Source organism: Pantoea sp. X-Soil-YNGN-785, from assembly GCF_059730585.1.
Window position 1 is genome coordinate 147,094 of record NZ_AP035944.1, and the last position, 13,274, is coordinate 160,367.

Below are 13,274 nucleotides of genomic sequence, written 5' to 3' on the forward strand. Positions count from 1 at the left end.
TTTAGGACGTTTTACGCCATGGAGTGGCATCTCTTCTGAATGAATTCACGACGATGTTCATCCCTTATCTCTCTCTGCCATTAAATACTTTTACGCTATTTCACCTCTCCGTTATTCGTGACCCGAATAGCAGGTCTGACGGAACGCTTTATTTTCAGTCGCAGGAGCCGTAATTTCAGCCCGCCGGTCCTGTCCGACAGACGAGCTGAGAGGGTTATTTTGCGTCACGATGCCGGGTCAGGTAGTGCTTCACCAGCACAAAGAACAGCGGAACGAAAAACAGAGCCAGCACGGTACCCGCCAGCGTGCCGCCAATGATACCGGTACCGATGGCGATGCGGCTGTTGGCACCGGCACCGGTCGCCACCGCCAGCGGGATCACCCCGGCGATAAAGGCCAGTGAGGTCATCATAATCGGTCGCAGGCGGGTTCGCGCCGCCAGCAACGCCGCAGCACTCAGCGAACTGCCCCGACGCACCGCATCCTCGGCAAATTCGATAATCAGTATCGCATTTTTGGACGTCAGCCCGACCGTGGTCAGTAACGCCACCTGGAAGTAGATATCGTTGCTTAATCCGCGCAGCGCCACGGCCAGCACCGTACCCAGTACACCGAGGGGCACCGCTAACAGCACGGAGAACGGCACCGTCCAGCTCTCATACAGCGCCGCCAGACAGAGGAAAACCACCAGAATCGAGATCGCATAAAGCGTGGTCGACTGCCCGCCGGCCTGCTTCTCCTGCAGCGAAAGTCCGCTCCACGCACCCGTCGTGCCTGCCGGTAGTTCATTCGCCAGCCGCTCAATGGTGTTCATGGCATCACCAGAGCTGAAGCCTTCGGCGTTCTGTCCCTGGATTTCATAGGAGGCAGAACCGTTGTAGCGGTTAAGACTTTCCGGCCCCATGGTCCAGCGGGTCGAAGCAAATGCGGAGAACGGCGTCATGGTGCCTTCACTGTTACGGATGTACCACTTATCCAGATCCGATGGCGCAGAGCGATACTGACCATCGCCCTGCAGATAAACGCGTTTCACCCGGCCACGATCGATAAAGTCATTAATGTAGGCTCCGCCCCAGGCGCTGGTCAGCGTGTCGGTCACATCATCCAGCTGAAGTCCAAGCGCCACCGCTTTGCTGGTATCGATATCAATCTGCAGTTGCGGTGTCTGTGGCAGGATATTCGCCCGCACACCGATCAGATCCGGGCTTTGTGCGGCGCTCTGTAACAGCTGATCGCGCAGGCTGCCCAGCTGCTCACGCGTAGTGCCACCACTGGCCAGCAGCTCATAGGTGAAACCATTATTCTGCCCCAGCCCCGGCACCGACGGCGGCGTCAGCGCAAAGATCTGTGCATCCCGAATCGATGCAAGCGCATAGGTGGCGCGTCCGGCAATCGCTTCAGCAGAGTTCTCACTGCCGGGTCGCTGGTCCCAGTTTTTAAGCTTGATAAACGCCATACCGGCATTCTGCGCTGCGCCGCTGAAGTTAAAGCCGTTGATGGTAAAGACCACATCAATGTTCTGTTTCTCCTCCGTCAGAAACCAGTCAACGATCTGCTTATTGACGGCCTCGGTGCGGCTGGCCGTAGCGCCCGCCGGCAACGTCGCCTGAAGCATAATGCTGCCCTGATCTTCAGTCGGCAGGAAACTACCCGGCAGTCGGGTGAACATGACAAACAGTACCACGCCCATTGCGGCGTAGAGTGACACCATGATGAGCGGACGACGCAACGTTCTCACCACTTTGTGACGATACTGACGCTCGGTGGCAGCATAAAAGCGGTTAAATCCGCCAAAGAAGCCTTTGCGATGGGGTGCTGTTGGCCGCAGCAGCATGCCACATAGCGCAGGCGTCAGGGTCAGCGCCACCACCACAGAGAAGGTCATGGCGGCTATGATAGTCACGGAGAACTGCCGGTAGATCACGCCAGTTGAGCCTGCGAAAAAGGCCATAGGCAGAAAGACAGCGGAAAGCACCAGCGCAATAGCCACCAGCGCACCGGAGATCTCTTTCATCGACTTTTCCGTTGCCTCACGCGCTGGCAGACCTTCGTCATGCATAATGCGCTCGACGTTTTCCACCACCACGATCGCATCATCCACCAGCAGGCCGATGGCCAGCACCATCGCAAACAGCGTCAGAGTATTGATGGTATAGCCGCACAGCGCCAGCACGCCAAAGGTGCCAAGCAGAACGACCGGCACCGCCAGCGCCGGTATCAGCGTGGCGCGGATGTTCTGCAGGAACAGGTACATCACCACCACCACCAGTGCGATCGCCTCGATCAGGGTGATGACCACATCCTCAACGGAGATTTTGATGAAATCGGTGCTATCGAGGGCATAGGCCACTTCGTAACCTTCCGGCATAGAATGGCGATATTCTTCAACTTTGTTTTTGACCAGCGTCGCCGTGGCCAGCGCATTCGCACCCGGAGCCAGCATTACGCCGACCCCCGCCGCAGGATGCCCGTTGAGTCGGGTGGTCATGTCATAAGATTCGCCGCCCAGCTCCACCCGCGCCACATCCCCTACCCGCACGATGGCACCGCTTTTATCACTTTTAACAATGATGTTGCGGAATTGCTCAGGTGTCTGAAGTCGCGACTGCGCTCTGACCGTGGCGGTAAGTTGCTGATTGTCGGGCGATGGCAGACCACCAATTTTACCGGCTGAAACCTGAATGTTCTGCGAGCGTATCGCCGCAGACACGTCGGAGGGCTGCAACGCAAAGGCGTTAAGTTTGAAGGGATCGAGCCAGATGCGCATCGCATACTGGCCGCCGAACACCTGGATGTCACCGACGCCTTCGGTCCTGGCCAGCGGCTCCTGCATATTGCTGACCAGCCAGTCGCCGATATCGGTGCTGTTGCTTTTGCCTGTCGTGTCATACAGCCCCATCACCAACAGGAAGTTCGACTGCGATTTGGTCACGGTGACGCCAAGCTGCTGCACCTCGCTGGGCAGACGGGAGAGCGCCTGCTGTACCTTGTTCTGCACCTGCACCTGCGCGGTGTCCGGATCGGTGCCCTGACTGAAGGTGACGGTGACCGACACATTCCCCTGCGAGCTGCTGCTGGAGGTAAAATAGAGCAGATTATCCAGCCCGGTCAGCTGCTGCTCAATCACCTGAGTGACGCTGTTCTCCAGCGTCTCCGCAGAGGCACCGGTGTAAGTTGCACTAATATTCACCGAGGGCGGTGCAACATCGGGATATTGTTCAACCGGCAGCAGCGTAATAGAGAGCGCGCCAAGCAACATAATTAAAATGGCAACAACCCATGCGAAGACGGGGCGATAAATAAAAAAGCGAGAAAACATCAGCGGGATCTCTTCCTTTGGGGCGGGTACAAGACCTGCATTCCTGCAGGTCAACAAACTGCGTTGATTATAGGTTGTCACATCCGGTTAAACATCCTGACGTTATCTTTTCCTGAACCGGGCCGATCGCGACACTGTGCCGCCAGTTCGCTTTGTAGCAGCCAGAACGGGTCACTTCCGGCGTGGTTGCCAAAAACCTCGGTGTGGAATGCATCTGATGATGCACTGAGCAAAATGGTCATCCCTAACTATCCTGAAATAAAGGATATTAACCAGGAGAGAACAATGAAATTTTTCTACTTCGTTTCACTTATCGCCTCTGCTGTCTATTTACTGATCTTCCTGCCCAAACTCCACACCCGCCGTGAACCTATTGCCTACTGGGGATGCTGGATTTATCTGGGAGCTAACGCGATTTTCTGGGCGGTTTATGGCGTGCGGCACTACATTTAGCGTGGAATTTAAAGCAAAGCGGTAAATAATCATGTTTCTTACGCCATGCTGCTGATAGGTAAGGCTGGCGCGGGCAACAGGATAAGTTTTCAGTCGCGGGTAGTTGCCGGTGATCGCTTTAAGCTTGTCAGCCTTTCTTCCCACGTAACAGGAGAATTTCTCCTCGGGTTCCGTTGTGGGATATAGTGGCTGCACTATCGTGAACACACCTCTGCAAAACAGGTAATAACGGCAATGGCTCTGATCCCCAAAAACTATTCGCGGCTGGAAAGCGGCTACCGTGAGAAAGCACTTAAAATCTATCCGTGGGTGTGTGGGCGCTGCTCACGAGAATTTGTTTATTCAAATCTGCGCGAGCTGACGGTTCACCATATCGATCACGACCACACTAATAATCCGGAAGATGGCAGCAACTGGGAATTGTTGTGTCTCTATTGTCACGATCACGAGCACTCAAAGTACACTGAGGCTGACCAGTATGGCACCCGCGTGGTGGCTGGCGAGGATGCACAAAAAGATGTGGGTGAAGCGACCTACAATCCGTTTGCTGACCTGAAGTCGATGCTGAATAAGAAGAAGTAACCGCTGAATGTTGAGCCTGTCAGGACAACAACGAGCTGACAGGCTCAGCCCCGTTCCGGACCTGCCGCATAAAAATCGCCCTGCAACCGGCAGGCCCGCGTTGCGCTATCCAGATCCAGACAGAGATCGACATCCTCCTGAAATCCGCGCTGTTGAAGTTCCAGGGCTGAAGCGCATTCGCGAAGAGATAACAGATTCAGCTGCCGCCAGGCGGCAACCGCGCCTGTTGCTTCAGGGGAGCAACGGTCATGCCCGATGGCTGCAATAATGCCACCGGCTGCAGCATAGTCCTCTATGGCCGGGCGAAGCGTGCCATCGGGCCAGCGCTCTCCACAGGGGATAACCAGAATACGCCCGAAGTTGCGACAGGCCTTTGCTGTCTGCGTGAGATTCCTGAAACAGCCGCTGAATACAGTGACGCCCGCAACCCTATCACGGGCCAGGAATGAAATCGCTGATCCATTGGGAGACGGCAGAACCAGCTTCTCGCCCTGTTCTATTTTCTGAATCGAGGCCGGAGAGAGACTAAAACCGCCTGCGTCAGACAGTCTGTCGTAGCTGGCGAGTCGTGCGCCGATGTTGTTTGCAAAACCGATGGCAGATGCATCTTTCCATGGATAAGGATAAACCTGTGCTCCGTTATCGACCGCCAGGCTGACACAGGTAGAGAAGGACATCACATCGACGATAATGATGCACTCCACGTCTTTTGCCGCGTAGCGGACAGCAGCATCGCCCCACTCAAGACGAACGTTAAATCTCTCCTGATCCCACCATTGCATATCTCATCCTCCGTTACAGCCTGTCAGGTGTGCGCCGCTCAATCCACGACACGCCATTGGCGGGTCATCCCCAGTTAAGTTATCAGCAGAGTTAAAGTACATTGAAGTTATTACCGACACTAAAAATTGAGGGCCAGTAACCTGGCCTTGTATAGTTAGTCAGGGCTTCAGACTTTTCAATAATAACCAGAGCGCAGAATGATGATTTCAAAAGAGAATGCAGAACACTATAGCTGGGGGGACGGGTGTGATGGCTGGTATCTGATGAACCGCAAAGATATGTTAGTCATTCATGAAAAAATGCCGCCCGGCACCCGTGAAAAAAGACACTATCATGCTTCATCCCGGCAGTTTTTCTTTGTTCTTCAGGGCGTGCTGTCGATGGAACTGGAGGGCGAAGTGCATGATATCAGTGCGCAACAGGGAATCGAAATTCCGCCACACGCTAAACACCAGGCCAGAAATAACAGCGATGCGCCAGTAGAATTTATTGTAATTTCTCATCCAACAACACGAGGCGATCGTGCTGACCTCTCCTGATCGGCCAGCAGCGCCGGGCAATGGCGCTGTCTCATGATGTGTACAGATACCGGCTGAACGATAGTTTAAATACCAGAACGGCTTATTAATTTGTGCGGTAATAACGACCCGTTATATTTACCCGACTCCCGCTACGCTAATAATACCGTTGTGAATATTTTTTTTAGCGTACAGATGGAAATATTAACCGTAATGACTTTACCTGCAAGAAATCAAATTATTTAGATACCACAGAATCACCACCGCATTATTATTCTTTTATAACAATAAGTTACTTAAAATCCATTTATTGCCAGTCATAACAGCTTTGCTGTTCCTGATAAATTTCCCAGGGGATCGCACACGGCCGTCTCGTTTATTATTGCGTGACCCTCACGCTTATTTCATATCAGAAAAACAGAGCGCACGGACACACCGAAACATTTTGAGAAAAAATTTCGCTGAATAATAGCCAGAATCCACGTTGCTGTTCCTTTTTATGTACCAGGCTTAGCCAATAACAATAGAGACAATGTGGAGCATTATGAAAGAGCAAAATCGCACAAATGGCATCGCCCCTTATGGTGGTGCCGCCGGTGGCTGGGGCGCACTAAAGGCGGTTGCCGATGCGATCCGTGGCCAGATGTCAGTAAAGCAGGATGTGATTGCCCTGTTTAAAGTTAATCAGCCGCAGGGCTTTGACTGTCCGGGCTGTGCCTGGCCCGACCCGCAGCATGCCTCATCCTTTGAGTTCTGCGAAAACGGCGCAAAAGCCGTCTCGTGGGAAGCCACCAGCAAGCGCACCACTCCGGAATTTTTTGCTGCTCATACCGTGACCGAACTGTGGAAGCGCAGCGCACTGCATCTGGAGGGCGAGGGACGGCTGACCCATCCCATGAAGTACGATCCCACTACCGACACCTATCAGCCCATCGAGTGGGAGACGGCGTTCCAGGAGATTGGTGAGCATCTGCGTAGCTATGAGGATCCCGATAGCGTGGAGTTTTATACGTCGGGCCGCGCCTCAAATGAAGCGGCGTTTCTGTGGCAGCTCTTCGCCCGCGAATATGGCACCAACAATTTCCCCGACTGCTCAAACATGTGTCATGAACCGACCAGCGTCGGACTGCCGGAGTCGATTGGCGTCGGCAAAGGTACGGTAGAGCTGGAGGATTTTGACTACTGCGATCTGGTGCTCTGCATCGGTCATAACCCTGGCACCAACCATCCACGCATGCTCGGCACGCTGCGGGAAGTCTCTAAGCGCGGTGCCACCATTGTGGCGATCAACCCGCTGCGTGAGCGCGGGCTGGAACGCTTTACCTCGCCGCAGAGTCCGATTGAGATGCTCTCAATGAGCTCTACTGAGCTGGCTTCGACCTATTACAAAGTGCGGGTGGGCGGCGACGCGGCGATGCTCAAAGGCGTGATGAAGATCCTGCTCACCCTGCACGAGGAGGCATTGGGCCATGGCAAACCCGGCGTCATCGATGAAGCGTTTATTAACGAGCACACAGAAGGCTTTGATGCCCTGAAAGCTGACCTGGAAAGCACCGACTGGGCGCACATCCTCAAAGTCTCCGGCATGGCGCGTGAGGAGATCCAGCATATCGCCCGGCTCTACGCCAGCGCTGAACGGACCATCATCTGTTATGGAATGGGCATTACCCAGCATCAGTACGGCACGCAGAACGTCCAGCAAATCGCGAACCTGCTACTGATGCGCGGCAACATCGGTAAGCCGGGTGCGGGGATCTGTCCGTTACGCGGTCACTCCAATGTTCAGGGTGACCGCACAGTGGGCATCACTGAGATCCCGCCGCAGTCGCTGCTGGATAGCATTGAAAAGGTCTTTGGTTTCCGTCCGCCACAGGAACATGGTCACGGCGCTGTCGAGGCGATCAAGGCGATGCGCGATGGTAAAGCCAAAGCGCTGCTCTGTCTGGGCGGTAACCTGGCAGAGGCAATCTCCGATCCACAGGTGACATTCCCGGCCATGCGTAATTTAGATCTGGTAGTGCATATGGCCACCAAGCTGAATCGCTCACACCTGTTACTCGGAAAACATAACTATCTGCTGCCGGTGCTGGGCCGGACTGAGACCGATGTTCAGGCGACCGGCGCGCAAAGTGTGACCGTTGAAGATTCCATGTCGATGGTACACGCCTCGCGCGGTTCGCTGAACCCGGCTTCACCCCATCTGAAATCTGAACCGGCGCTGGTCGCCTCACTCGCTAAGGCAACCCTGCCAGACAGCGTGGTTGACTGGTCAGCCATGGTCGCCGATTACAGCCGTATCCGTGATGCCATTGAAGCCGTGTTCCCGGCTTTCGAAAACTTCAACGAGCGGATTAAGCATCCGGGTGGTTTCCGGCTCCATAACGCCGCATCAGAACGCGTCTGGCTCACGCCTTCCGGTCGTGCGCAATTTAAAGTAATGCAGGGCATCAACGAAGATCCCCGCTCGCTGAAGTGCCATGATCTGGTGCTCACCACCCTGCGCAGTCACGATCAGTACAACACCACGCTGTACGGACTGAATGACCGCTATCGTGGCGTGACAGGCCGCCGCGATGTGCTGTTTATCAATGCGGAAGAGGCGGAGAAACGAGAGCTGCGGGTGGGTGACCGTGTCGATCTCATGGCGCTGGATCCGGAGGGTAATCCCACCTCGCGTCAGATGAAAAACCTGACCATCGTGATTATTGATATGGCACCTGGTTCAGTCGGCGCTTACTACCCGGAGGCCAATGTGATGGTTCCGCTCGATAGCCACGATACCAAAAGCGGCATTCCCGCCTATAAAAGTATTCCGATTGCTATGACGCGCGTAACCGACGAGACGCACACCACCTCAGGTATTCTTCGCTAGTCTGACTTGCAAGAGAGTTAATATTGCCAGCGTGGCCGGTGTGCCGGTCACGCTGTTTTTGCTTGTCGGCCTGCCGGCACCCTTTTTTCGGCCCTCCAGCTGTTTTATCATCCGTAAAGCACCCCGCGCGAAGTAACCCGAACGGCAGCATCGTATACACTGATGTGCTGAAAACAGCTCTATAAACGATCGTCTCTTTTTTGCCTGCGCTGACGTTCAGCGCCCTACCGGAAGACTGCCATGTTTCACCTGATTTTCAGCTTACCCAGCTGGTATGTTATTGCGCGCGTCATCATTCCCTTATCCCTGCCACTGGCCATCAAGATCCTGCTCTCCGCACTGGTTTTACTGGCCTCACAATATCTGCTGGTAAGCCGCTTTACGTCGGGCGGTATTTTCTCCGCCGAAATGCCCCGCATTATTATCATCCTGTTTAACTGGGCGTACAGCACCGTGCTGCTGCTGGCGCTGCTCCAGATGCTGATGGATGCGGTAATGCTGATCGCGCTGCTGTTGCGGCATCCGCTGGAGCTGGTGCCCGGTGTTCGCTATCTGGCTGTGGTGCTGGCGATGGTGCTGGCTGCCGTTGGGGTACAGCAGGCGATACGCGTGCCGCCAGTCAAAGAGGTAACACTGGTCCTGCCCAACCTGCCCGCTGAGTTCGAGGGCTATCAGTTGTTGCAGCTGACTGACCTGCATATCACCCGGTTGTTTAATGCGGCCTGGACCGCCGCGATGGTTGAGCGCGCGATGTCTCTCAACGCCGATCTGATTGTGGTAACGGGCGATGTGATCGATGGCAGCCTGGAACACAGGCGGCATGACGTCGCGCCGCTGCGTGGGCTGGCAGCCCGTGATGGCGTATGGGCTATTACCGGTAACCACGAATATTTCTTCCATCAGACAATCTGGACGGCCCACCTGGCGTCACTGGGGCTGCAGCCGCTGCTCAACAGCCATACCGTCATCCAGCGCGGTACGGAAAAGCTGGTGATTGCCGGTCTGCCAGATGCCTCCGCACCCGGCAGAAATGCAACCGGCCCCGACCTGGCCCGCGCGCTGGCGCAGGCACCTGAAAACGCACCGGTGATCCTGCTGGATCATCAGCCGCGCAATGCCCGTCAGAACGCGGCGCAGGGCGTGGATGTGCAGCTTTCAGGGCATACGCATGGCGGGCTGATTATCGGACTGGACCGGCTGTTTGCTAAACCCAACGCCGGGTTTGTGTCCGGGCTTTATCAGGTTGGCGGAATGCAGCTCTATGTGAATAACGGCACGGCACTCTGGCCGGGCATGGCGGTCAGGCTGGGCCGCCCCTCCGAACTGACGCGGATTACGCTGCGCCGCCAGCGGTAATCGCGTGACGAAATTACGTCAGGAAAGTGCGGTTTTCGCAGGTGTGCATAAGCTTGAGTGAGACAAAGGAGATCACCATGACGATGTTATGTACCGCCTGCGGGACGGCTTATCCCTCTGATGCCCCGAATCAGCACTGTAAAATCTGTGAGGATGAACGTCAGTACGTTCCGGCTGCGGGTCAGGGCTGGATCGCGTTTGACGCGCTGCGCACCAGCCACGCGAATAAGTGGACGGCTCACAGCGATGCGTTGTTAAGTCTTAAAACGGTGCCTGAATTTGCCATTAATCAGCGTGCCTTTTTGCTGCGTACGCCGCACGGCAACGTGCTCTGGGATTGCATCGCTAACCTTGATGACGCCACGTACACGCTAATCGCGGCGCTGGGCGGCATTGATGCTATCGCAATTTCTCATCCGCACTACTACACCACCATGCAGGAGTGGGCAGAGGCGTTTAATGCGCCCCTGCATCTGCATGCCCGCGATCGGCAATGGATTGTCCGGGAAAGCCCGTATATCCGGTTCTGGGAGGGGGATTCACTGGCGCTGATGCCGGGTGTAACGTTGTTACGGCTGGGCGGCCACTTTTCAGGTGGCAGCGTGCTGCACTGGGACGAGGGCGAAGGGGTGATGCTGGCGGGTGATATCATTCAGGTCACGCCGGGTGCGCATGGCGTGTCGTTTATGTGGAGCTACCCAAATATGCTGCCACTGTCAGCCGCCACAGTAGGCGACATCCTGCATCGACTTGATGACGTAACATTCAGTCAGCTTTATGGCGCGTTTGAAGGTCAGGAAATTCGTGAGCAGGCGAAAGAGAAAGTGATGCGGTCGGGAGAAACCTATCTGGCCTGTCTGCAGGATCATCAGGCGTAGCAGGCGTTGAGAGAATAACAGCCGCCCACAGGTGGCGGCTGTTTTAACACTATTATGCTGTCTGGAACACCGCAACCATGGTACGTAACTGCCCTGCGCGTGCGGCAAGCTCATCAGCAGAGGAGGCCGACTCTTCCACCAGCACGGCGTTCTGCTGCGTCACCTGATCCATCTGGTTCACCGCAATATTGACCTGCGAAATGCCACTGCTCTGCTCCTCAGATGAAGAAGAGATATCACGCATCAGCTGAGAGGTCTGTTCAATGGCACTGACGCTCTGCTTCACTTTGTCGCCTGCGTTCTGCGCCATCGCAATCCCTTCCTGCGCGTGACAGACCGACTGCTCAATCAGGCTCTTGATCTCTTTTGCTGCACTGGCTGAACGCTGGGCCAGCGCCCGCACTTCGGATGCGACAACCGCAAAACCTTTGCCCTGCTCACCGGCGCGCGCCGCTTCAACCGCTGCGTTTAGTGCCAGAATATTGGTCTGGAAAGCGATGCTGTCGATCACGGAGGTGATCTCTTCAATCTGACCCGAACTGCCGCGGATTTTGTGCATGGTCTGCATCACGGAATCCATCGCCGCGCCGCTTAACAGTGCCGCCTGCGTCGCTGATTCTGCGCGATCAGAAGCAAAGCGGGTGTTATCCGCATTCTGCTGAATAATTGATGCCAGCTGTTCCATACTGGCCGCTGTTTCAGCCAGTGAAGCCGCCTGCTGTTCGGTGCGCGACGAAAGATCACCATTGCCTCGCGCAATCTCTTCTGAAGAGTTGGCAATGGTGGCGGCGTTACCTTTGATATCCGAAACCAGCTGGGCAAGACGCTGCTGCATCCGCATCAGCGCATTCAGCAGTTCAGCCATTTCATTACTGCCGGAAATCGTCAGCTGTGCTGTCAGATCGCCCGCCGCGACGCGACTGGCCACTTCGACCGCTTCTTTGACCGGGCGGGTCACAGAGCGGGTGATCATAGCTGCCAGCAGGATGGACAGCACGGCAATCGCCAGCAAACCCGCCAGCAGCAGATACTGTGCCTGACGACGCGTATCAATCTGCGATTGCAGTAACGCCTGCAAACGGGCGCTGCTCTGGGTACTCAGCATGCCGTAGCGGTTGATCGCCTCAGTTAAGACCCGTACATATTCAACCGGGGTAATGCTGACTTGTCCGGTTACAATGGCACCCTCAGCCAGCTGTAATGCACTCAGGGCCTGCTGTTTCGCATTCTCCGCCAGGTCACCAAAGGTCGTCTTAAGATCGGGTTCAATCATGAACACCTTATCCATATTGCCGCTGAACTGTGATAAGGCCGTTTTGCCATTATCTATCTGAAATGCCAGACGACTGCGATCGGCATCCGATGCTTTACCGCTGGCAATTAGCGAAGCACCATTGCCGCGAATCTGACCCAGGGTTTCAGTGAGCAGCGGCAGACGGCTGTAAATACTGACGATCAACTGATAGGTGTTTAAATCGGCATCCAGCGAGAGCTGATAAAAATCCAGTACATCCTGACTGGTGTCCAGGAGCACCTGGATCAGATGAGTATGCCGCGTCAGGCTGCTCGCCAGGGTCAGCCGGCCGCCATTGAGATCTTCCTGCAGTTGACGCCACTCCTGATTAACCTGCTCAAGGCGCTTTAATGGCTGAGCCTGCTCATCGCTCTGACGCAAATCGGCAGCAATGCTGTCAGATAAGCTATTGATCTGTGAGACCAGGGCCAGGCGCGGCGGATTATCCATTTTGTTCTGGCCAATCGCTATAGCGCTTTCCGCCCGATGGCGCTGCAGCAGGTTCAGCAACTGCAGGACTTTTTTCTCAACCGGAATACCGGTGAGTTCGACTTTTTTGGTATCAATAAGCTTGTTGCCTGTCTGAATAAACAGAAAGGTAGGTAAAATAAATAACACCAGTGCAAAGGCTCCCAGTAACAGGAATTTTGCTGGCAAATTAATCCGGTCGAGTATTTTTTTCATTCTTTTCCGCTCTGATGTGTGGGGCGTGCAGGTGAGTAGTGCACAAAATTGCTCGTGTCATATTATTTTTACCCTTTCTTTGACATAGCCAGAGACGCCTCATGCAGCGCAATATCGCTATGAAGAAAGGGGTTTGGTATGAAATTTCAGAAATGCATATCGCAACAGAAAGGAGTATAGATTGCGGTACGTTATTTTACAGTGAATAAAATGACGATATTTACTGCAAGCTTCACCTAAGCCAAATCTCAAAATAATTATAAATATCAATAACATAAAATAATAATGCACATATCAGCATTTTTAGTCGTAAGCCTGACTTCAGCATCACCGTTATGAAAATAAAGAAATTCAAGTTAACGCATCTATCGCCGATAACAGACATCCGCACTGTATCGAATCAATCTCCATTACGCTATTAACCCTGACGAACTCTTTTCTTGTATATATCGATACAGTCTCACCTCACTCTAAAGAGTTAATTTGATCAGCATATTTTAAAAATGAAATCGATTTCATTTCATTTTTATTTAAA

The 13,274-nt window shown here is 54.3% G+C and carries 10 protein-coding genes; 6 read left to right on the plus strand and 4 right to left on the minus strand.

The genetic code is table 11. The annotated features are described in order from the left end of the window. Window positions 1-214 precede the first annotated feature (214 nt). Both AC6I8E_RS22365 and AC6I8E_RS22370 read right to left on the minus strand, forming a co-directional pair. The gene (locus tag AC6I8E_RS22365) at window positions 215-3,319 is read right to left on the minus strand and encodes an efflux RND transporter permease subunit (RefSeq protein WP_312217294.1); all 3,105 of its coding nucleotides are present in this window, start codon (window positions 3,317-3,319) and stop codon (window positions 215-217) included. Window positions 3,320-3,396: 77 nt separating this feature from the next. Continuing rightward, window positions 3,397-3,561: a hypothetical protein gene (locus AC6I8E_RS22370; RefSeq protein ID WP_156105749.1), complete on the minus strand. Its 165-nt coding sequence runs from the start codon at window positions 3,559-3,561 to the stop codon at window positions 3,397-3,399. Between the two features lie 43 nt (window positions 3,562-3,604). Between AC6I8E_RS22370 and AC6I8E_RS22375 the strand changes: the two genes are divergently transcribed. Together AC6I8E_RS22375 and yajD are read left to right on the plus strand one after the other, a co-directional pair. Further along, on the plus strand, window positions 3,605-3,772 hold the full coding sequence (locus AC6I8E_RS22375) for a hypothetical protein (RefSeq protein WP_497824931.1): 168 nt from the start codon (window positions 3,605-3,607) through the stop codon (window positions 3,770-3,772). A 234-nt stretch (window positions 3,773-4,006) separates the two neighbouring features. Beyond that, window positions 4,007-4,354: an HNH nuclease YajD gene (yajD, locus tag AC6I8E_RS22380; RefSeq protein ID WP_013356513.1), complete on the plus strand. Its 348-nt coding sequence runs from the start codon at window positions 4,007-4,009 to the stop codon at window positions 4,352-4,354. 44 nt (window positions 4,355-4,398) lie between these two features. Here yajD and AC6I8E_RS22385 read toward each other — a convergent pair whose 3' ends face one another. Next, the gene (locus tag AC6I8E_RS22385; RefSeq protein WP_497824932.1) at window positions 4,399-5,136 is read right to left on the minus strand and encodes a 2-phosphosulfolactate phosphatase; all 738 of its coding nucleotides are present in this window, start codon (window positions 5,134-5,136) and stop codon (window positions 4,399-4,401) included. Window positions 5,137-5,337: 201 nt separating this feature from the next. On the opposite strand from AC6I8E_RS22385, the gene AC6I8E_RS22390 reads away from it, so the two are divergent. The 4 genes from AC6I8E_RS22390 to AC6I8E_RS22405 all read left to right on the plus strand — a co-directional run bounded on the left by AC6I8E_RS22390 (window position 5,338) and on the right by AC6I8E_RS22405 (window position 10,761). Then, entirely contained in the window at window positions 5,338-5,676 is a 339-nt protein-coding gene (locus AC6I8E_RS22390; RefSeq protein WP_497824975.1) for a cupin domain-containing protein, read from the plus strand. Between the two features lie 523 nt (window positions 5,677-6,199). Then, window positions 6,200-8,527, plus strand: coding sequence for an FdhF/YdeP family oxidoreductase (locus AC6I8E_RS22395; RefSeq protein WP_497824933.1), 2,328 nt, complete (start codon window positions 6,200-6,202; stop codon window positions 8,525-8,527). Window positions 8,528-8,767: 240 nt separating this feature from the next. Beyond that, window positions 8,768-9,883, plus strand: a complete 1,116-nt coding sequence (locus tag AC6I8E_RS22400; protein WP_497824934.1) for a metallophosphoesterase — start codon at window positions 8,768-8,770, stop codon at window positions 9,881-9,883. 77 nt (window positions 9,884-9,960) lie between these two features. Then, on the plus strand, window positions 9,961-10,761 hold the full coding sequence (locus AC6I8E_RS22405) for an MBL fold metallo-hydrolase (protein WP_497824935.1): 801 nt from the start codon (window positions 9,961-9,963) through the stop codon (window positions 10,759-10,761). Between the two features lie 52 nt (window positions 10,762-10,813). On the opposite strand, the gene AC6I8E_RS22410 is transcribed toward AC6I8E_RS22405, so the two are convergent. Further along, the gene (locus AC6I8E_RS22410) at window positions 10,814-12,739 is read right to left on the minus strand and encodes a methyl-accepting chemotaxis protein (RefSeq protein ID WP_497824936.1); all 1,926 of its coding nucleotides are present in this window, start codon (window positions 12,737-12,739) and stop codon (window positions 10,814-10,816) included. Between the last annotated feature and the right edge of the window lie 535 nt (window positions 12,740-13,274).